This is a genomic window from Sphingomonas sp. NBWT7, assembly GCF_014217605.1.
Classification (GTDB): domain Bacteria; phylum Pseudomonadota; class Alphaproteobacteria; order Sphingomonadales; family Sphingomonadaceae; genus Sphingomonas.
Window position 1 is genome coordinate 40,710 of the sequence record NZ_CP043639.1, and the last position, 21,076, is coordinate 61,785.

Sequence of the window (21,076 nt, forward strand, 5' to 3'; positions counted from 1 at the left end):
TCGGAAGGTAGGGGGGTGCCGGGCGTCACGCAATCAACCCGTCGTCGAGGACGCGCGCCGCTTCTTCGGCGGGGCGACGCTGACTTCGTTGAGTAGCGCAGTCGCCGCGGCGGTCTCGGCTTCCTGCTTGCTGCCGCCCGTCGCGGTCGTCTCGGCGAGCTTGGGGATGCTTGCGCGGACGGTGAAGCGCGGCGCATGGCCGGGGCCGGCGCGTTCGATGATCTCGTACACCGGCGGCTTGCGTTGGTTGGCGGCGGCCCATTCCTGCAGCGCCGACTTGGGATGCTGCGGCACCGCGGCTTCGGCGTGGATGCGATCGGCCCACAGGCGGTGGACAATCAGGCGGGCCGCGTCGAGCCCAGCCTCGCGATACAGGACGCCGAGCAGCGCCTCGAGCACGTCGCCGAGGATATTGTCGCTGTCGCCCGCCCCGTCGTCCCGCGCCTGCTTGCCGAGCCGCAGGTGCGCGGTCGCGCCGATCTCGCGCGTGATCTCGGCGCAGACGGCGCCCGTCACCAGCGTATTGAACCGCTTCGACAGCGCGCCCTCGGGTTCGTTCGGAAACGTCTCGAACAGCCATTCGGCCATGCAGAGCCCGAGCACGCGATCCCCGAGAAACTCGAGCCGCTCGTAATCGGGCGCAGCGCGGCTGGCGTGCGTCAGCGCGCGTTCCCAGTCGGCGAGGTCGCGCGGCTGGTGATCGAATGTCTGCTCGACCCAGACGGCCAGATCGAGCGCCTGCGCGGCGCCCGCGCGGTCAGTCAAAGCCGCGCCCCAGCCGGTCCCAGCGGGCGGCGGTGAACCACGTCCACGGCAGCAGCCAGTTCGCCGAGCCGTCGGTCGACCAGAAGATGATCACCGCCTTGCCCTGCACGCGCTCGAGCGGGATGAACCCCATGCCCTGCGGCTGGCCGGGCAGCGCCTCCTCCGCGGAGGGGAAGCGGCTGTCGGCCGAATCGTCGCGATTATCGCCCATCAGGAAAACGTTGCCCGCGGGCACGGTATAGACCGCGGTATCGTCGGCATCGGGGATGTAGCGCTGGTCGAGCACCTCGTAGCTGCGCCCGCCGGGTAGTGTCTCGCGATAGCGCGGGATGCGGCAATCGGCGCCGCCGGGGGTCGGCTGGACGAATTCGGCGTCGCATTCGCGCGTGGTGAAGTTGGGTGACAGCGGCACGCTGAAATCGGCGATGCGCTGCTTGGGGATCGCCTGGCCGTTGAGGATCAGCTGCCCGCGCCGCATCTGGATCGTATCGCCGGGCAGACCGATGACGCGCTTGATGACGTCGTGATCGTCGGCGCCCTTGGAACGGAAGACCACCGTGTCGCCGCGCGTCGGCACGCTGCCGAACAGCCGACCGGGCACCGCGGGCTGCCCGAACGGCATCGACCAGCGCGAATAGCCGTAATTCCACTTCGAGATGAACAGATAGTCGCCGATCAGCAGCCGGGGCAGCATCGATTCCGACGGGATCGAGAAGGGCGCGAAGACGAAGCTGCGGAACAGCCAGACGACCAGCGCGAGCTTCAGCAGGAAGCGCAGCGTTTCGGAAAGCTCCGACCGCTTCTTCGTCGGCGGCGTGGCACGCGCCTGCGGCGAGACTGGGGCGGGGGCGGCGGTATCGACTTCGGCCATGAACCGCGGCGTCGCGCAAGCGCTGCGGCGCGTCAAGCTGGGGAACGTTCGAACCCGGTTTCCGTTCGCGCTTCACCCGGCCGCGGCGTGTGCTTGCCGCAGGTCACGCTTTGTGTCTTGACGCTGCCGAACGCGCGCGTGCGCGGCGGCGCGACGCTCGAATGGAGATTGCAGCATGGCCGATTGGTCGACGATCGAAGCATTGCCCCGGACGACGCTGGAACGCCTGTTTGCCGATGACCCCGATCGGCTTGCGAAGCTGTCGCTCGACGTCGCGGGGATCCACTTCGACTGGTCCAAGACGCACCTGACGTCCGACGCGCTCGCCGCGTTCGAGGCGCTGGCGAAGGCGCAGGACCTTGCGGGCAAGCGCGAGGCGATGTTCGGCGGCCAGCACGTCAACGTGACGGAGGACCGCCCCGTCGAGCACACCGCCGAGCGCGGCGAGGGCAAGGCGGAGAGCGTGCGGCGATCGGCCGACTATCACGCCCGGATGCGCGTGATGGTCGATGCGATTGAGGCAGAGGCGTTCGGGCCTGTACGCTATATCCTGCAGGTCGGCATCGGCGGATCGGCGCTCGGGCCGCACCTCTTGGTCGACGCGCTCGGGCGCGACAGCGATCGTTACGAGGTGGCGATCGTCTCCAACGTCGACGGGATGGCGCTGGAGGACGTGTTCGAGCGGTTCGATCCCGGTGCGACGCTGCTGCTCGTCGCGTCCAAGACGTTCACCACCACCGAGACGATGATGAACGCCGAGAGCGTCATCGCCTGGATGCAGGAGCACAATGTCGACGACCCGTACGGCCGCGTCATCGCGCTGACCGCGGCGCCCGAGAAGGCGGTCGAATGGGGCGTCGACGAGACGCGCGTGCTGCCGTTCGCGGAAGGCGTGGGCGGACGCTATTCCTTGTGGTCGTCGATCGGCTTTCCTGCGGCGATCAAGCTCGGCTGGGATCAGTTCGCCGAGCTGCTGGAAGGCGCGGCGGAGATGGACCGCCATTTCCGCCTGTCGGCGCTGCACGAGAATGCGCCCGCACTCGCCGCCTTCGCCGACCTCTACTACACGCAGGTGCGCGGTGCCGAGACGCGCGCGCCCTTTGCCTATGACGAGCGGCTGCGGCTGCTGCCGAGCTATCTTCAGCAGCTCGAGATGGAATCGAACGGCAAGGGTGTGACGGTCGACGGCGAGCCGGTCGGGCGGCCGACCGCGGCGATCACTTGGGGCGGGGTGGGGACCGACGCGCAGCACGCGGTGTTCCAGCTACTCCATCAGGGCACGCATCTGGTGCCGGTCGAGTTTCTCGCGGTGATCGAGGCGGGCGACACGCTGCCTGAGGAGCATCACCGCCAACTGCTGCTCAACGCGTTCGCGCAAGGCGCCGCGCTGATGAAGGGCAAGGCGAACCCAGACGATCCTGCGCGCGCCTATCCGGGCGACCGGCCGTCGTCGACGATCCTGCTTGACGTGCTCGACGCGCGCACGCTCGGCGCGCTGATCGCCTTCTACGAGCATCGCGTGTTCGTGAATGGCGTGCTGCTTGGGATCAATTCGTTCGACCAGTTCGGGGTCGAATTGGGCAAGGAAATGGCCAAGGCGGCGGCGAAGGGCGGCGGCGACTTCGATCCTTCGACCACCGACCTGATCGCCCGTGCAGGCCTTGGCTGACGGCGACGGGGCGCGGTTGATCCTTTCGCCTTGCCGCGCGAGGCCATATCTGCGGCTGGCGCGAGCTTGATGCGCGCGCACGATGCCACCGGAGTGAAGCGATGCCCGATTTCGATTACGACCTTTTCACGATCGGTGCGGGATCGGGCGGCACGCGGGCCTCGCGCGTCGCGGGCGCGCATGGCGCACGCGTCGCGGTGGCGGAGGAATATCGCGTCGGCGGCACCTGCGTCATTCGCGGCTGCGTGCCAAAGAAGCTGCTCGTCTACGGCGCGCACTTTGCGGAGGATCTGAAGGACGCGCAGCGCTTCGGCTGGCGCGTGCCCGACGATCTCGCGTTCGACTGGAAGTGCCTGCAGGAGAACGTGCTGAGCGAGGTCGACCGGATCAACCAGGCGTACACGACGACACTCGAGTCGAACGGCGCCGAAATCATTCATCAGCGCGCGACGATCACCGGCCCGAACGAGGTGACGCTGGCGGACGGCACCACCAAGACCGCGGGCCACATCCTCGTCGCGACGGGCGCACGCCCGCACGTGCCCGATTTCCCGGGCTGCGAGCACGGCATCACGTCGAACGAAGTCTTTCATCTCGACGCGATTCCGAAGCGCGTGCTGATCGCTGGTGCGGGCTATATCGCGAACGAATTCGCGGGCATCTTCCATCAGCTCGGCGCGCACGTCATCGTCATGAACCGGACGAAGGACATCCTGCGCGGCTACGACCTACAGATCCGCGACCGACTGCTCCAGATCAGCATGATGAAGGGGCTGGATTTCCGCTTCGATTCGACGTTCGAGAAGATCGTGAAGCAGGACAACGGCTGTCTCGAAGTGCACATGATCGGGCAGGACGAACCGGTGGTTGTCGACTGCGTCCTCTATGCCACCGGCCGACTGCCCAACACCGAGGGGCTCGGGCTCGAGCGCGTCGGGATCACGGTGGACGAAAAGGGCGCGATTCCGATCGACGACGATTTCCGCACCAGCTGCGCGTCGATCTCGGCGCTAGGCGACGTCACCAACCGTATTCAGCTGACCCCGGTGGCGATCCGCGAGGGGCAGGCGTTCGCCGACAACATGTTCGGCAAGGGCGGCGCGAGCGTCGATTATGATTGCGTGCCTGCTGCCTGCTTCAGCCACCCGCCGATCGCCGGCGTCGGCATGACGGAGAGCGAGGCGCGGCAGAAGCTGGGGTCGGTGCGGATCTACTCGTCCGATTTCCGGCCGATGAAGAACGTGCTCGCCGGCCGCGACGAACGCTCGCTGTACAAGATGGTGTGCGACGCGGAGACCGACCGTGTCGTTGGCATCCACATGATCGGGCCCGATTGCCCCGAGATCATCCAGACGGCGGCGGTGTGCGTGAAAGCCGGGCTGACCAAGGCGCAGTTCGACCAGACGGTGGCGTTGCATCCGACGATGGCCGAGGAGCTGGTGCTGCTCAAGTAGCGCGCGTCGACGCGGGCGGGGGCGTCACCCCGCCCCGGTTCCGGCGGTGGGCGGGGCGCGCCCCGTCAGGCGGCGTCCGGCTCGGTCGTCAACCGTTCGGCGACGAGCGCGGTGACGACCGATTGCAGGACGTGGATCGCCCAGCGTTCGGACGCCTTGCGTGGGCCGGCCTCCACCTCCCCCTCGGTGATCCCGAGCAGCGGCGCGATGCCGGCGATGTTGACCGCGTAGAGCGCGGTGCCGAAGGCGACGCCGAGCGCCGCCGGGGGCACGTCGGGCGCCCATTCGCGCAGCTGGGCGTAGAGGCCACCGAAGGCAGCCGACGCGCCGAGGTGGTTGACGAATTCGACCGCGCTCGTCCCGGTGTCGCCGATCGCTTCGCGCGAACCGGTGGTGCGGTCGATCCAGTCGACCGCGTCGCGATCGAGCGTCTTGCCGAGCACGCCGCTGCGCCGCCCTGCCCACATCGCCGCCGTCGTCACGATTCCCGCCACGATCCCGCCGGCGATCGCCGCGTTGCGCCTGTTCATGATCCGCTCTCCTCGATCGCCCGCTAGCCAGGGGAAAGCCGCCGCGTGGCGATCCGTTCCGCTCAGCGTGTGCCGAAGGGCAGGACGCTCTCGTAGCGGGCGAGTTCGGGCGCGCCGATCACGCGCGCCCCGGCGCGCAGCAGAAAGGCGTGGCGGACGATCTCCGCCTGCTGTTCGATGCCATAGCGCGCAAGCGGGCGGCCCGGCACGAAGCTGTAATGGTAGCGGCAGAAGGGGTGGCGGGCGAGCGGCAGGAAGATGCCGCGCTGATGCTGCCAGATGTGGCACCGTTTAGCTAAAAGTAACACACAAAGCGGAAAACCGGCGCAGGCTCCCGGAGATACGCTTGTCGAACGCCACCATCTATATTCGGTTCTCGACCAAGCGGCAGGAAAAGGGCTTCTCCAAGGAGCGTCAGCTTGAAGAGTGCCAGGCGTTTTGCCGGCGCAAAGGCTGGACCGTCACGGAAATCATAGAAGATTTGGGCCAGTCCGCATGGAAGGGCCATCACCTGAGCGTCGGCAATCTCGGCAAATGGCGCAAGCGCGTTGAAGCCGGCGATATTCCCGCTGGCACCATCCTCGTCGTTCACAAGCTCGATCGGCTCAGCCGTTTGGAGCCGCGCGTTACCCAGCGATGGATGGAGGATTTGTGTGATCGCGGTATGCGGATTGCCACGGTCGATGGCGATCGGATTTTCGATGATGCCTACCTGAAGGGGCCGATGGCGCTCATGGGCATCATGGAAATCGTGATGCACGCGACCGTCAGCCACAAGGAAAGCGAGAAGAAGAGCGAGCTTGTCGCCGACGCATGGCGGCGCAAGCAACAGCTTACCCGGCAAGGAAAGGTTCTCTCCGCGAAGCCGCCGGCGTGGATCAGGGTTGTCGGAGAGCGGATCGATAAGGATCAGGACAATCGCCGATATGAGCTGATCCCCGAGCGTGTCGCCGTCCTGAAGCAGATATACGAGTGGGCGGCAGACGGGATCGGCTATTGGGGCATCGCCAAGCGTCTGAACGAGAGCGGCATCCCGAGTTGGGGCACGCCGCGCGCGACCACCAGCCACAAAGGTTGGGGGTGGAGCTATGTCGGCATTCTGCTGAAGCACCCGGCAATCGACGGCGAATATCACCCGGCTCACATCAGTGAGAGCGGTAAGCGGAAGAAGACCGGCGAGCGCATCGAGAATGTTTTTCCCCGCGCGGTCGATGCCGATCTGGTGGCCCGAGCGCGGGAGAGCGCGTCAAAGCGATGGCAGACCCGTTCAGGCCGACACGCCCCCTATGCGCGCAATCTCTTTTCAACGCTGGCGAGATGTCGTGGCTGCGGCGGGTTGATGACCATGCGCGGTCGCAAGGAGGTGGATGCCCGGTATCGCTATCTTCAGTGCGACAGCGCCGCCCGGCATACCGGCTGCGAGCATCGAGAGTTCTTCAACTATCGCGTGTTCGAGAAGGCCGCACTGGACGCGATGCTCCATCTCGTCCTCGATGGCGCGTTCTTCCAGCGCGACGATCTCTCCGGCCCGCTGGCGATCCGCCTCGCCGAGATCGAACGCGCAATCGACAACAAGAAGGCTGAAGCAAAGCGTCTGGTTCGGAAGATGGCGCAGTTCGATGAGGACGATCGCGACGAGTTTGACGATGTGCTCCGCACCGTGAAGCATGAACAGCGGACACTAGAAGCCGATCGCAAGGATGTGGCTCGTGACCTGCAAGCCGCGCGCGGGCATCTCGCTCCGAACGTCCATCTTCAGCGCGTGCTGGAAGTGCGGGAGGCCATTTTTGACACCAGCGACCCAGAAGCGATGCGTGACGCGCGGTTGAAAGTGCGCGAGGCGATCAGAAGCATCGTGGACGCCGTGTGGTGCGATCCAGCGGAAATGATCGGCGGCGTGCCAACCCGCACGCTGACACTGCTCATGGCCGGCAACGCCGCCGGCATCAAATTTGATAATGCCGGCACGATCGTCGGCACGTTCAATTTCCTGAACGAGATCGCCGCTGGCGGCGTATCCTACACGTTGCGCGATGGCACCACCGTCACCACCAATGCCGAAACGCTGCGCGACGCCCTGCTCAACCGCCCCGTGCGCGCATCGGCTTCCTATGAGGAAGCCGATGCCGCAGCCTCCGAGAAGCGCGCGGCCTCGGAGCATCTGGACGCTGCATTAAAGCGTGGGCGCCAGCACCGGGCCGCTTAGTCCCTGTGAGGGGTCGCGCAGGGTCAAACGCCCCGAAGCATAGCCCCATGTGCCCCGCGAGGCGTGAGGTCCCTCACAGGGGCTCATTGATCCCTCCGCTCCGTGGGATCGGATTTGACCTTTTGCCCACCTGACGTTTGATCGAACGGCCTCAACAGAGGGAGGCAGTATGCGACAGGATTTACGAGACCGCGCAGGTCGATTGGTCGGCTGGCGTGAATATCGGATCGATAGGGTCGAAGGGCGCGACCGCACCGGATTGTTGGTCGGTTGGTATAGCCCGTCCAAACACGAAACGCGGGATAGGGCCGGTCGCCTCGTCGGAAGCGGCGACATGCTTTCGGCGCTGATCTTTAGCCCGTAACGGGGCTAATTGATCGGATCGCCGCAGATATCGGCGTCTGGTTGCCGTGACGAGTAAAGGACGGGCGGTGGCCAGGGACGAGTGCTACGGACCACGATATGCGCCTCTGCCAGCCTGAGCCGGATCAGCAAGCGTAACGCGCGATAGTGGTTCTCGGTTATATCGCTGGCGTCATACCGCCGCATCAATATTCCTCCGCAAGCATAATGGTCATAACGCGCAGCGTGGTGGCGGGGTCGATCGGATCGGGGTCATTGGAACGCGCCCGATCACGAGGGTAATAGTCGATCTTCCACATGATCCGCTCGCCGGCCACGGTCAGGACCGCGCAGTCATGCTCGCCATGCGGGTCATTATCTGGCGTGAAGGCATCGAAAATGCGGACTGCGCGGATGACGGCTTCCTTGGCCGTGATCGGCATGACCGCGACTTTGCGCGATAGATAGGTCCACCCGTCATCGCCGGTGAACCGGAAATGGTCATTGAGGCGGGCGATGGTCGCCCGCCTCGTTTCTCCACGCATCAGGCCGCTGCCTTCTTCGCCTTCGGCTTGAAGTTCGCCTTGCGCTCCGCGATCGCGGCCGTGAGCTGCGGGTCGAGTTCGCCGGCATTGATAGCTTCGATGATCGAGCAGATGATCGCCGGCACTTCGGCAAGGTTCTGGACCTCCACCGCGTTCATGCCCTTCGCAAATTCCAGCGGCTTTGCACCATAGCGCAGTTGGAAGAACAGCTTGCCGCCGGCATCGGTGAACCAGCCCTTCCGCACATGGCGCGGCGCATCGACGCGCACCTTCTCGCCCGCATCGTTGGTGCGGGTCACACGCCGGGTCGAGCTGAACGGCGTGCCGGCGATTTCGGCCTCCGCCAACGCCTTCTGCTCGGCCAGATAGCCTAGCAGCTTCGCACGGAAGCCCTGTTCGGAGGTAGCGGGGTTGGCCGGGGCGGCTGCGGCCAGCTTCAGGGATTTGAGGATCGACATATCGGGCTCCTGTCTGGTTTCGGACAGGCCGAGCCGTAATGTCGCTATTCGTGAGAGCGACCGAAGATTGGCGTTAATGCCCAGAAATTCAGCCAAAAATAATTCCGCCACCATGACCACGGTTTTCAGTGCGGTGAGGGATGGTGGCGGATGTTTGTCGTTTCCTTATGTCGCTGCCAGTCTTGGCTCTCGTATATCACTCTTCTTTATCGTCTTCTTTTCCGTATGAACTTCCATATCATCTGGTGATATTGATCACTGCGGGTCCGTTACCGGAACCCGCTCGGACAGGGTGGCCTCATCAAGCCTTGGACCTCGACGTTGCGACGGTCCCCCCATCAGGCAGCGATGTTGAGTTTCTTCTCCTTGTGCGGCGGGGTGAGCAGGCGGTCGCTAGTCTCAGGTCGCAGCGCCTTGGTGACATAGCGAGCCGCGCCTTCGGAATGGTGGACCGGCTGGATGTCGAGATTGCCCGCTTCAACCAGCTTCTTCCAGATGCCGGGAGCAATCTCCGTAAAACGCGCTTTCTGTTCCTGCGTCATGCGAAACAGCGCGTGGACGTGAATGTTCGTATCGGGCTTCTCGATGGTCGCAATATAGGCCGTGCGTTCATCAGGACGGCGATTGTAAGAACGTCCCAAAAGCTTGTGGTCGAGGTGCGCGTGAAACGCCTCGAAAGTGCGCTGCGCCTCGTCCATGCTGATCCAGCGATTGAAGGCAAAGGTGACAAACAGATCGGGGTTGAAATCGGTCATCCAGCGGACACATTCCGCTCGGTATTTTTCCGCCCGCGTCAAGGGCGCTGGTGTGGCTTGTGCCATCTTGTTCTCCTTGCAGTCGACGACGTTAGCCGCCGCGTATTTTTATTTATCATCTGCCGATCGTCGGCCCGTAGTCCAGGATGGCAGCCGATAAATACTCGGACGCTAGCGACGGAGGCTGTGCCTATGATACTTGATGAGATCTACCTATTCCTAAAATCTGCCGGCCGCGTGAAGACACATGCCGCTTTTTCGGTGCAATATCTTGGACATTCCGCCCGCTACTATGATTACCTACGCTGCGCCGGTGCTGCGCCAAGCCTGCAATCTCTTATCAAGCTCGCGACGCATTTAAGTGATATCGCCCACGAGACGGGCGATGATTTGAACGAAAGCCCCGCCGGCCAACTCGCGAAACGTGTAATGTCGCGGGCACTGATGCGGTGCCGTTGAACGTCGCGAACCATACGATCTTATATTTTGAATGACTTCAGCTCGGCAAACTTTTGCCCATCGCTCACTTCAGCAACCAAATGCTCAACCCACTGATCTGAATAAGTATAATCCCTGTGTGCGGCATGGTATACGCAATAATCTCGCTTCGTGTTTTCAGGTTGTGCAGCACCGTTAGTAGGACGCACGCTGAACTTCCGCCAAGCTTGAGTATGGTTCCGTAAGGTAAAACCCTTCTGGGTTTTCTCGTTTACAAGAGAGACGACGTTTCCAGGCTTGTGTGGATATAAATGGTCGGCCAGTCTGTGCTGGACCAGAACATTGCGAATATCTTTCCCTTCGGCAGAGTCTGGCTGGACAAACTGGAAGTGCGACCTCGATTTAGTCACCGCATCTAGCGTATAAACAACGCGAAATTGATAATCTAGATCAGCGATCTGAGCATCTGTCATCCCTTCCGTCAGCCGCGCATCGACGGCGTCAATATGTGCCGGAATTTCATATCGATTCAGGGTTGATAGCTGCTCAATGTTCATTTTAGCAAATTGGATCGCGAACGATAGGTCATGGGATAATGTTAAATTTGCACCGAATAGTTCGCAAAGCGCCTTATCGAAATTCAGGCAGCAAGCTTGAAATATACCAAGCCATTTAACATCCGCGCGACCGAGAATCTTGTGTTCCACATCATCACGCAGAATCTTGACGGCACGGAGATTGTCCTTGACGCCCTTTGCTAGCGGGCAATCCTGTCGAGCAATCATCTGGCTCAATAAAAGAGTCCTGCCGTCACTGCCGGTGATTTTTACTTTCTTTCTTTCATAGTATTCATGAAGAAGATAGGTCCAAGCGACGTTCGCCAGCATTGTAAATACTTCTGACTTGAATCGTAGCGACGGGCTATTAAACACCTCGACGGCCAATATCATCGCCTCGCGTGATCTAATAAGCCGCTCATTATCGTAGAGATTCAATCCAGTTTTATGGTCAAATGATCTCTTCCGAATTTGAAAGAATTCGACCTCTTCGTCGCTAGCGGCAGACACTGCGTTGTTGTTTTTAGCTTCCGTGATCCGGGCGCTGTTGATGGTGGCCTCGCGCCCCACATTCACAAGAGCCTGAATGTCTTGGTTGCGCCAACCTTTCGCGAGGAGTGCTTTGACGATGGACTTTTCGTCGTCCGTCAAAGCCCCCTGCTTGTTTCGCGCCACCATATACGTCCCCCTCCGGCCGACTTATCCCGACAATGTGAACGGCCGATCACCGCTTTTCGCGATGGTGAAGGCATTCACTTCTTCTGCAACGCGACCCGGATCGGTCACGAATAGGTAAGCCCACTGCCCATAAGTGCCGAGGCGATTCACGCCCGCGACCCAGCGCAGGGCGGCCTTCGCTTTCGCGTCTGCGCTGTCAGTGACCTGTCCCTTGATTTCGACGATTACGTTTACCCCACTGTCGCTTACGACAATGAAATCTGGAATGTATCGTGCGGGAACACCCCGATTACGATAGGGAATGAAAAAGCCGAGCCGGTCGTTTTTCACCCAACGGGCAACACCCGGATGACTGTCGAGCAAGAACGCCGCGCTTTGCTCCCATTTCTTTGTGTCAGCGACCATCGCGTTTAGGTGGCAACGCGTCACTGGATAGATCGGCTTTGTCGTATGGAAATCGACATAGAGGGTGCTGCCGGTTCCAGCCGCGCCTTGCGGGATTACTGCAACTTCCGCGTCTGACGCTGATGCGCCTTTCTTAATTGCGTCGAGCAAAGCGCCAACAGCAGCTTGCATATACTCGCCGACAAGCAACACGTCGCAAGGCTGGCTATCCCCCTTGCGATCCAATTTTTCGGCAAGGAAGCGTTTGGCAGCGAACGCTACCTTGGGAAACAGAACGTGCATTGGGACGGCGGCGGCACCGTTGTCTGCCGCCCAGCGCGAGCAAATCTCTTTCGCGAGCCGAAACGCAACCTGTTGTTCGCGGAAAAGTCCCCGCCAGTCGTTCAACGAAAGAACTGGCTTTTCGCCGGGGCCGTATGCTGCCAAAGCGCCGTCAGGGGTGGTTAGCGGGGTCAACTCCACGACCTGCGGGATTTTCATCGGGTCGATAGTAACTTTCGACACCTGCGCCCAATCGACAAATACGTCGAATTGTCCGGACTGATGATACCCGGTGACTATCGGGAAGGTGATCTCGAATTCGGCTCGCTCTGGCACCGAAAATATATGATTTGGGTCTGCCTGCGGCGGAGTCGGACCTGCCGGTGTAACCTTGAACGGGATAAGCTCGAATGGCACGCCGAAAACTTTCGCGGTTTCCTCCGCAAACATCTGCGTATCTTCGTTGAGTGCATAGCTTTTGCGACGAAGAGCGCGGCCGACGACCTGCTCGCACAGAAGCTGTGACCCGAATGGGCGAAGCCCGACGATATGCGTAACCGTATTGGCGTCCCAGCCTTCGGCGAGCATGGCGACCGATACAATACAGCGCACATCGCGACCTGGCGGAATGCGCTCGTCAATCCATTTAAACGAGCCGTCGTTGTCTTCGCTCGCAACCTTGTCGTTGTGCTTCCGAACCAGTTCCGACCATTCGTCAGGCACCTTTCCGCCCGGCCACTCGGCCTTGCCAACGGTGTCGAGGATGAAGCGGAGGCGGCGAGTCTCTTCTTTCGTCCCCCCCTCTTCAATGTCCTCAATCACCTTTGAGTCGACCCGAACCGTGACTTCTTGGCCCGGTGCGTTGCGAAACCATGCCGGGGCTTCGCCATACCCGCCTTCGCCGGTCGCTAGCCACGTATGGACTTCGCGAGCGACGGCCGTGTCTCGGCATACAACAATGAAAACCGGCGGGACGGGGTGCTTATGCTGCGCCTTGGCGAACTGCTCCCATTCTACGAAGCGCTGATGCCATTCTGTGGCGAGCAAATTGATGGGCGCGCTGGCGTAGTTCATCACGATCTGAGGCGTGATAGTCGTGCCGAAGCCATCCTCCTTCGCCTTGGCCTGCACCCATCGCCAGATGTTGAAGTAGGCCGCTTCTTCGCCACCAGCCACGTCGCGCGAAGGCAATTGCGGGATTTTCACAAGCCCGGATTCAATCGCGTCTAGCAGGCTGAAATCGGACACTACCCACGGAAATGGCTTGCCGACCTCGTTGCCCGAACCCTGAATGTAAAACGGGGTCGCAGACAGATCGACACACAGGTTGATTCCGCGCCGGCGGCTCCCGCCCGCCAGCTTGTGAATGCGATCGAGTCCCTCGATCCAGATCGTGGCTTCGCGTGCGTTTTTCTTCGCGAGATCCTTATCCTCGTCGAGCGTCTGCTCTTCGCTCTCCTCAATGTCGCCGCGCCGATATGCGTGGTGTGCTTCGTCGTTGAAAATCAACCAATGGGGGCTGCGGCCTTTGCCACTGCCAAGCTCCCGTCGGATGCGCTTGAACCATGCGGCATCGGACTCAAAGTATTTGGTTTCGACAGTCTCGTTGGCTTTGCCGGCATTTTTCACGACCTCGACGGGCTCGCCAGCCTTCACGACCTTGGCAGAGTCGCCATTGACGGTGTTCGTCTCCTTTTTCGCCAAGCGATGCCAATTTGCGATCATCACTTCACCGCGCCGTAACTCCTCCATGCGATGGGGCGGCACAAGTTGACGGGTCCGATAGAGACTGAGGTCGCCTAATGCCGGATCGAGTTCCTGTAGCCGCTCGCGGATGGTTACGTTCGGGCAGACGATCAGGATCGTATCGGAAAATCGATCATCTCGAGGAGTCGCGACCCGATTGAGGATCGACCATGAGGCGAGCATCCCCATAACCGTGGTCTTGCCTGACCCGGTCGCCATCTTGCAGGCATAGCGAAGGAACGCTCGCAGACCATCCGCCTTCGCGGTCAGGCCCGGCTCGTCCTTCGGTATCTCGGGAATACCTTTTCGGTAGATGTCTGCGGCTTCAACGAGGAATATGACTGTCTCGGCAGCTTCGATCTGCGCGAAAAAGAGCCGCTGCATTCGCTCTTCGCTGCGCCACAGATCGAGTAGCTCCTTGGTGACCGACGAGGCGCCATCATAAGCAATGCCGCCAGAGCGTGCGCCATTGCGCCACTCTTTCACGCGATCACGAACAAGGTTGACTATCTCAAGCTCGACAGCTTCGCCGCGCGCATCCTCGAACATTTCCGCTTGCGCGCGAGTGCGACGGCCTCGGCCGGCATGTTCAGGGACGCGGTAGAAATAGCCGGCCCTGCGCCGACCATCGGCTTTTACCGGCGGCTTGCCTCGCTCGATGAGCCAATGACACGTCGGTTCAACAAATGGCGAATTGATGATCGGCGAATCAACTTCGACGACCGGAAGGGCGGCTGCCGGCTGCGGAGTCGGCATCATTTGCCTCCGTCGGCGGACTTCACCACCATCAATTCGTTGCCCCGCTCGTCAATGGCTTTGACCGCGATGCGCTTCTTATCACCCAAAGCGAAAGGCTCGCTCGCGGTGCCGGCGAGGTGTTCCCACACACTATCGGCAAACTGACCCTTGAGCGATTTCTGCAAGTTGTCCCATGCGCTGGTTTTAGGAAAGAACACCTGCGAGGCAAAAAACGCCATGCCGTTATAGTTGGTGTCGAGCATCCAGCATGGCAGGTTTTCCGCCTTCACCTCGTCAGTTTCCATCGTGTCAGGGCGGAATATGTCTAGCCCCTTGATGACGACACGGTGGAGCGGGGTTCCGTCCTTCTCCTTTCCAGCCTCCTCAAGCCGCACGTCCGGCAGGCCAGTGATTGAGAAAATCTCGCTCGACTTGCTGGTTTTGAGCAAATCGGACATCACCACGTCCGGCGTTACTGCGACGTAGGTGGTGGAGAGTTTCAGCTTCGCCAGCATCTCCCGTGCCTTGGCGTCGATCGCAAAGCCAAAGAGGAAAAGTTGACTATAGCCCTGCTGCAACGCCTCGGTATGAGCGTTGAACACGTATTCGGAACCAATAGCGCCATCTTCCGGACCAAATACGATGGCAATGCGCTTCTCAGTGCCATTGCGCGCAACACCTTCGGCATGGAGATATTCGCGGTCGGCAAGTGGGCTAACGGTTTCCAACTCCAGCGTAATATTGCCCGGCAAGTTGAGCTTCTTGCTCTGGCGCAGGACTTCGATCATGCGATCAAGGTAGGCGCGCGGACTGCTGGCCGTTGGCGGCGACGAGGGCGTGGTAGAATCTTCTTCCATGTTCATAGCCGCCTGAATGGTGGCTTCGACCGTGAAGGGGCCGCATACTCGGGTGATCTTATCACTTACTTCAGGGCGGTCAGAAAGCGTTACCACCTCCGGTTCCTCGTTGTTCACGATGGAACTCAGGGTCACCCGCGGGATTAGCCCACCAACTTCTTCCCCTTTTCGGTTCTTCTTGCGCTCGTAAATGAATCCACCGGCAGGCCCCTTGGAAGGCTCTTTGAGCTTATACCAAGGGTAGGTGCTGGTCAGAAGTCGTTGCCGTGCGAGTGCAATTGGCACGCGTGATGTATCGACGGTGATCCAGCGCCGCCCCCATTGTTCACCAACAGTCGCGGTGGTCCCTGAACCGCATGTAATATCAAGCACAAGATCTCCAGGACCACTGGTCATCAACATACACCGTTGCACGACCTTCTCACTTGTCTCGACAACATACTCCTTCTTCCGAGCGAATCCGCTGCGGGCCGTATCATTCCAGACATTGTCGATCTGATAGACCGGAAAATCATCGACATACCGCTTATACCGTAGGGTATTGCCGATCAGCATGAGCCGGTTCGCATCTGCAAGTCGCTGCATCCCGCCCGATTTAACGCCAGGCTTCCAATGCGTGTTTGACGGGCAGCGAAAATCCCGTCCCCGCCACGCGAAGATTTCATCAGTTGGGTCAGAAGGCGAACCTTGCGAATATAGCGTGTCATGCGAAAGAATGCGCCAACCCTCGGGGATTGGTTCGCTGCCGTCCAATTCCTCTTTTGTCATGCGCCGAGGCTCAATAGAAAAATCGCTCGGCTCGACAAACACATACTGCCCGGAACCGCCGCCGCCCGTTTTGGGCGTTGTGGGGTTCTCAAATCGAGCAAGCCCCTTGTCCTTAGCATACCAGATCAGGAAATCTGTTGAAGTCGAAAGCAACGATGAACTTTGTCCACCGGTAGTCCTGAACGCGATAAGTCCGCAGAAATTTGCTTCCCCAAAAACCTCTGCCGCTACTTCGCGAACATGATGCAGGTTATCGTCTGATATTTGAACAAATATTGATCCGGTCGATGCCAACAATTCTCGAGCTAGTGTCAATCGGTCGCGAAGATAAGTCAGATAGGAGTGAAGCCCTAACTCCCATGTATCACGATAGGCTTTGACCATTTCAGGTTCGCGGATCATTTCGTCGTCCGCACCATGCTTGACACTGTTTTTTCGGACGAAAGGTTGAAAATTTGATCCGTATTTCACGCCGTAGGGCGGGTCGAAATAGATCATCTGCACTTGATTGCCCATGCCCTCATATTCGAGCAGCGAGTTCATCACCTGCAACGAATCCCCAAGGACAAGGCGGTTGGTCCACGGCCCCTTATGCTCATAGGCATCTAGTTTGTCGGCGAGGTCCAAGCCCGTATCGCCGAACAGATCCAGATTGGTGCCGGTCGCCTTGTGGGATCGCAGGGTATCGAGAATGGCTTGGGTGGAATGGCGCTCATGGACGAAAAGAGGCAGCGTCGGCACGGTGATCTGCTGTCGCTCGGCCTTACCCGCCCAATTCAAGAAGGGCTTGGTGAGGCTGCGAAGTCTTGCCGCGCATTGCGAAAGGGACGTGAAACGCTCTTCCGTTCCCTGCCATATCTGAGGTTGAGCGAACACAGCGGGCTCGCCCTTGTCGGCGGCGTCGGCGATCAGCGTTAGCAACCATTCCGCAAAAGCACGCTCACCATTCTCATCCCATGCCAATTCCGGCGCCAGGCTGGAATCATAGCGATAAGTTTTCGGAGCCTTCTTGTTCGAAAACTGCGCTTCCAATCCGACGTCTGGGCGCTGAACGGCTTCTTTCTCGTGCTTGTAGATCGATGCCGTCTTCCCCTTGTCGGTCGCCATATGTTCCCTACTGCGTTCGATTCATGTTCGGCTGTCAGTCTAGCGAGCAAGATAAGATGAAGGTAGCGAAACTGACGGAGATGGTATCGTTTTTGGGTTTACCCGCCCGAGACGCGGAGCCGAGACGCTACCGGCGTCTCCTTTCGGTTGACGCAGGGCTTCCGAGACACTTGGCCGAGCGGGTCAAACCCATTCGAGACAGGAGATGCCATGATCGTCGGCTACGCGCGCGTCAGTTCCAGCAGCCAGAGCCTTGAGGCCCAGCACGAGCAGCTTGCCGCCGCCGGCTGCGACAAGGTCTTTTCCGAAAAGCGCAGCGGTCGGACGACCGATGGGCGTGACGCGCTGACCGACGCGATCGATTTCGTGCGCGAGGGCGATGTGTTGGCCGTGACCCGGCTCGACCGGCTCGCCCGATCGGTTGTGGACCTGCATCGTCTAATCGAACGCCTGACCGCCAAGCGCTGCGGCTTCCGCGTCCTCCAGCAATCCGGGATCGACACCACCACCAGCACCGGCAAACTGACCCTTTCGATCCTCGGCGCGGTCGCCGAATTCGAGGCCGACATTCGCCGTGACCGTCAGCGTGACGGTATTGAGCGCGCTAAGGCCAAAGGCGTCTATGCGGGCCGCAAGCCCAACATTGACACCGCTCGAATCGAAACACTGATGGCGGCGGGGATGAATCCCACCGCCATAGCCCGCGAGATGGGCATCGGTCGCGCCAGCGTCTATCGGCTGATCCGAGGAACCAATCTCGGAAAAGCGCATATCGCCGTCGCTATATTTTCAGCACATCAGCCATTGCCGGCCTCAGATAGCTAAGCGGATCGTCGGCGAGGCAAGCATTATATAATGCCTGATAGGCGTTGATGACCCAAGCCGGTGCGAGGTCCGTGGCATCCGTCGGATGGAGTTCGACAACGCTGTTTGCGGCATCGATCGCAAAAAATAGCGCCTCGGTATTGTGATGAACTATCAGTTCTTCGCTCAGCTCGTCCCATGCCGTTCGAGCTAGAGACCCGGTTTTCCGGACACATAGATCACCCATCCGCAGGCGGGAACCTATGGCGGTGTGCCGGGCCGGGAACGGAGCATTCACGCGCTCCGGTCTTAGGATGGTCTGTGGACCAAAGCCGGTCGAACGAAACTCAGCTTTCGACAGGTAAGGCAGGCCGTAAGCCTGCCGGTTAGCGGCAATCTTACTCGCCGATGATACATCAAAGGTGATCAGCAGGTCATCGTCGTTGAGCCGTTTTCGCATCCCGCGCTGGATTGCAGAAAGCGCGACGGCGGCGGTCAAGTCCGCCATCCCGAGCACATGAATGCGATTGCGCGCTGGCACGAGCATGTTCTGGTTCGCCAACTTCACGAGCACATCGACAAGATGGGCAAAGTTTTCCCGCATCTTGCCCCCGAACGCCCATCCGCCAGAATCAAACCATTTTACTGCATTGAGCCACCTCAACGCATCGTCGCGGGTTTCACCCTGAAGGACATTGAGAAATCTGGTGCGCCCAACGCGATGCCGGTCGAAATACCGCAGGTTATCAACCGTGATTTGCAGAGCATGATCGAAAGTAGGCCAAGGCGTTCCGGCCGCAATCCCCCGGCTCGGTATATCAAGCGTCATGGCTTCGTCGGTGTGATGCTCAAGCGCGGTCAGAACCCAATGGCGAGTGGCGTCCCCGCGCCAAAGCGCCGGATTGGTGAGAAGTTGAAATCCGCCGCTATCGCCGAGGATCGTTACGCCTTGCCGTGGGCTAAACATGCCTTGCGGCACCGAACCATGAATGTCGTGGCCGATGGAGAACAGCGCACGATCGGTAAAGAAGAACGGATTGTTATGGTCGAGGTAGTCGAGCGCCTTTGGCGTGGGCAGCCAACGGGGCAGCGAGCCGCCTCGAATGGATTGCGGAGACTTCGAAACGAACTTATGGCTCCGTGGTTGGCCCGCGCTGACGAACGTAGCCCGGTCGCGATGCGGCCGACCCGCATATTGCTTGGTCATCTCAATTTCCCGGATAGCCCCGGCCTGAGCCGGGGCGCTGATGTTCAAGCGAGAGCGGACGCGGTCTGTTCGACCTCATCGGATTGCGCGGCAGCGTCTTTTCGCGGACGTTCGATCCGCTCGAACTGCGCCGGGGAACGCGCGCCCCCATCGAGTAACGTGGGCACAAATATGCGGTAGTCCGCCACTCGGGTCTGGCACGCAAATTCAACGGCACCGCCTTTATCGATGCTGATCGTGAGCGCGGTCGGCCGGAGATCGCCTACCGCCCGAATTACCCGGTAAAGATCGATGCTCGCGATAATCGCCGACGCCGTTCGTTCACCGCTTGATGGGACAGAAATGCCTTGGGCCTCGCTCCCCTGTGCCAGCGACAATTCACCCTTTGTGATATTCACCACAGTCGGGTGCCTGCCGGCGGCGGCCTTGACTGCAAACTTCTCCAGCACGTTCGGCAGCCTACCGGGCTCCATCTCGACACGTGACGCGCACGCTGACGCGAAGCCGCGAACGTCGATTGTCCATTGGCTCGAAAACCGCGAGGAGCCGAACGCGGAAATCGGCAAGGTTCTTACCGAAAAAGGTTTGATCCGAGTTGTGCGCGTTGTGAATGACAGCTTCTGCGTATTCCTATCGTAAGATGCGCCGTTGAAGCTCGCTCGCGATACGCCGCCTCCCATATTTGCAAGTAGCATTTTCGTGGCAGTGCCGTTCAGGTGATGCTCCCAAGCGACGTCGGCGGGCAAAACTGTATCCACCTTCGCCGACACATGCGTGACAATGCCGGCAGTGACACGGGACGAAGCGACCGCAAACTCTCTGGAGCTTTTGATCCTTACGATCGGGAGGCTCCGCAGTCGGGAGCTTCCGGCGTGCCGCTCTTCGTTAGGTCGGGCCAGTTCCGAGCTATCGTGCCGCTCATGCATGAGGCAAAGGGTCGCCACATTTGCCCAGAAACGAACCTCATCTGGCAGCTTCGCGTCAAGTGCCGGCAGATACGGTGCAAGCTGCCCAATCAACGCTGTCGGCACGGCGGGCAAGGCCATAAGCTTGATCTCGCCAGTATCAGTCATGCGGCTTATCGCAAGTGTCAGATCCGCAGCGAAAGGCTCATCGGAGGCTGCTGTGATGGCATTCGCTTCAAGCGCGTTTTCGACTTCGGTAAGATCGACTTCATCGACCTCGTCCTCGTCGTCGCCGGCGATCTCTTCTTTGAAGCGTTTGATGACCCCGTCCAGACCGCCATTCGCTTCCACCCAGTCTGTCAGCTCGATTTCGTAGCCGGGAATCTGGCCTTCAAAATGCTGGAACGCGCGATATAGCTTTGCGCCGCGGTCCACGAGATTGCGCGCCTTCTTCTTGGCGTCCTTTTCGGCGATCGTCTCGATGACATAACCCAAGACAAGCTGCGAGCAGTGGTTAAAGGCATCCACTTTGTTCTTGATGTTACGCTGAGCGAGAAGACCTTTGATCGCGTCGCAAACCTCGAAGATGGGGTCGCCGTCCTGTTCGCCAGTCTTAGCTAAGCCTCCCAAGGTCTGAAGGTGCAACCACCCCGCCGATTGAACTAGCAGCTTATCGCGTTCGCTTTTCTCGCCGGCGCGGACGGCGTCCCCGAAACGGTCGTTGAGTTCCAGAAAGGTGCCGAGGGTGGAGTCGTTTGAATTGGTCACGTTGATTACCTCCGAAGCGCGTCGAGCCGACCTCGATACGGAGGAGGTGTCGGAGACGAGCGTGTGCAGAGGCATAGCGCGGGCGTCCCCGGCACCTCATCGGTGTCGAGAAGCCCGCCTCGCGTTCCTGGCGGTTCGCCTAGGCCCGTTTACCTAGGGGCGATCCTTCAGCTTTCGCTGGCCACCAGATATGGCGGCGGTCGGATCAGAGCAAAAACGGCTTCCGCCGCTTCACCAACGCC

The 21,076-nt window shown here is 60.4% G+C and carries 16 protein-coding genes and 1 pseudogene; 5 read left to right on the forward strand and 12 right to left on the reverse strand.

Going from position 1 to position 21,076, the window contains the following annotated elements; translation table 11 throughout:
- Positions 1-33: 33 nt before the first annotated feature.
- The gene (rnc, locus tag F1C10_RS00235) at positions 34-765 is read right to left on the reverse strand and encodes a ribonuclease III (protein WP_374939357.1); all 732 of its coding nucleotides are present in this window, start codon (positions 763-765) and stop codon (positions 34-36) included.
- The gene (gene lepB, locus F1C10_RS00240) at positions 758-1,636 is read right to left on the reverse strand and encodes a signal peptidase I (RefSeq protein ID WP_185207738.1); all 879 of its coding nucleotides are present in this window, start codon (positions 1,634-1,636) and stop codon (positions 758-760) included. The genes rnc and lepB overlap by 8 nt, the downstream gene beginning before the upstream one ends.
- 175 nt (positions 1,637-1,811) lie before the next feature.
- Here lepB and pgi point away from each other — a divergent pair, with 175 nt between their 5' ends.
- On the forward strand, positions 1,812-3,305 hold the full coding sequence (gene pgi / locus F1C10_RS00245; RefSeq protein ID WP_185207740.1) for a glucose-6-phosphate isomerase: 1,494 nt from the start codon (positions 1,812-1,814) through the stop codon (positions 3,303-3,305).
- A gap of 101 nt (positions 3,306-3,406) precedes the next feature.
- Positions 3,407-4,759: a glutathione-disulfide reductase gene (gene gorA, locus F1C10_RS00250; RefSeq protein WP_185207742.1), complete on the forward strand. Its 1,353-nt coding sequence runs from the start codon at positions 3,407-3,409 to the stop codon at positions 4,757-4,759.
- Positions 4,760-4,824: 65 nt separating this feature from the next.
- On the opposite strand, the gene F1C10_RS00255 is transcribed toward gorA, so the two are convergent.
- Together F1C10_RS00255 and F1C10_RS00260 are read right to left on the reverse strand one after the other, a co-directional pair.
- Positions 4,825-5,289 carry a hypothetical protein gene (locus F1C10_RS00255; RefSeq protein WP_185207743.1) on the reverse strand — a complete coding sequence of 155 codons (465 nt, stop codon included), beginning with the start codon at positions 5,287-5,289 and terminating at the stop codon, positions 4,825-4,827.
- Positions 5,290-5,351: 62 nt separating this feature from the next.
- Positions 5,352-5,576 (reverse strand): annotated as a pseudogene (locus F1C10_RS00260) (vgr related protein); the annotation flags it as partial.
- Positions 5,577-5,635: 59 nt separating this feature from the next.
- On the opposite strand from F1C10_RS00260, the gene F1C10_RS00265 reads away from it, so the two are divergent.
- Positions 5,636-7,495 carry a recombinase family protein gene (locus F1C10_RS00265; RefSeq protein WP_185207745.1) on the forward strand — a complete coding sequence of 620 codons (1,860 nt, stop codon included), beginning with the start codon at positions 5,636-5,638 and terminating at the stop codon, positions 7,493-7,495.
- 548 nt (positions 7,496-8,043) lie between these two features.
- Here the strand turns inward: F1C10_RS00265 and F1C10_RS00270 are convergent.
- From F1C10_RS00270 to F1C10_RS00280, 3 genes are all read right to left on the reverse strand, one after another.
- Positions 8,044-8,382, reverse strand: coding sequence for a DUF3768 domain-containing protein (locus F1C10_RS00270; RefSeq protein WP_185207747.1), 339 nt, complete (start codon positions 8,380-8,382; stop codon positions 8,044-8,046).
- Positions 8,382-8,936 (reverse strand): hypothetical protein, encoded by a 555-nt coding sequence (locus F1C10_RS00275; protein ID WP_258042981.1) that lies wholly within the window; start codon positions 8,934-8,936, stop codon positions 8,382-8,384. The genes F1C10_RS00270 and F1C10_RS00275 overlap by 1 nt, the downstream gene beginning before the upstream one ends.
- Positions 8,937-9,178: 242 nt before the next feature.
- Positions 9,179-9,661, reverse strand: a complete 483-nt coding sequence (locus tag F1C10_RS00280) for a hypothetical protein (RefSeq protein ID WP_185207748.1) — start codon at positions 9,659-9,661, stop codon at positions 9,179-9,181.
- Positions 9,662-9,787: 126 nt separating this feature from the next.
- On the opposite strand from F1C10_RS00280, the gene F1C10_RS00285 reads away from it, so the two are divergent.
- The gene (locus F1C10_RS00285; protein ID WP_185207765.1) at positions 9,788-10,054 is read left to right on the forward strand and encodes a DUF6626 family protein; all 267 of its coding nucleotides are present in this window, start codon (positions 9,788-9,790) and stop codon (positions 10,052-10,054) included.
- Between the two features lie 20 nt (positions 10,055-10,074).
- Here F1C10_RS00285 and F1C10_RS00290 read toward each other — a convergent pair whose 3' ends face one another.
- From F1C10_RS00290 to F1C10_RS00300, 3 genes are read right to left on the reverse strand one after another with little or no spacing between them, the layout of a single operon-like run.
- A complete protein-coding gene (locus F1C10_RS00290; protein ID WP_258042982.1) occupies positions 10,075-11,265 on the reverse strand; it encodes a DUF3644 domain-containing protein in 1,191 nt (396 codons plus the stop codon).
- Between the two features lie 24 nt (positions 11,266-11,289).
- The gene (locus tag F1C10_RS00295; RefSeq protein ID WP_185207769.1) at positions 11,290-14,436 is read right to left on the reverse strand and encodes a BPTD_3080 family restriction endonuclease; all 3,147 of its coding nucleotides are present in this window, start codon (positions 14,434-14,436) and stop codon (positions 11,290-11,292) included.
- Complete coding sequence (locus tag F1C10_RS00300; protein ID WP_185207771.1) at positions 14,436-17,150, reverse strand: site-specific DNA-methyltransferase; 2,715 nt, start codon at positions 17,148-17,150, stop codon at positions 14,436-14,438. The genes F1C10_RS00295 and F1C10_RS00300 overlap by 1 nt, the downstream gene beginning before the upstream one ends.
- Before the next feature lie 210 nt (positions 17,151-17,360).
- Between F1C10_RS00300 and F1C10_RS00305 the strand changes: the two genes are divergently transcribed.
- Positions 17,361-17,975, forward strand: a complete 615-nt coding sequence (locus F1C10_RS00305; protein ID WP_185207773.1) for a recombinase family protein — start codon at positions 17,361-17,363, stop codon at positions 17,973-17,975.
- Here the strand turns inward: F1C10_RS00305 and F1C10_RS00310 are convergent.
- A complete protein-coding gene (locus tag F1C10_RS00310; protein ID WP_185207775.1) occupies positions 17,932-19,161 on the reverse strand; it encodes a hypothetical protein in 1,230 nt (409 codons plus the stop codon). The genes F1C10_RS00305 and F1C10_RS00310 overlap by 44 nt on opposite strands.
- Before the next feature lie 44 nt (positions 19,162-19,205).
- Positions 19,206-20,834 carry a hypothetical protein gene (locus tag F1C10_RS00315; protein WP_185207777.1) on the reverse strand — a complete coding sequence of 543 codons (1,629 nt, stop codon included), beginning with the start codon at positions 20,832-20,834 and terminating at the stop codon, positions 19,206-19,208.
- Positions 20,835-21,076: the final 242 nt, after the last annotated feature.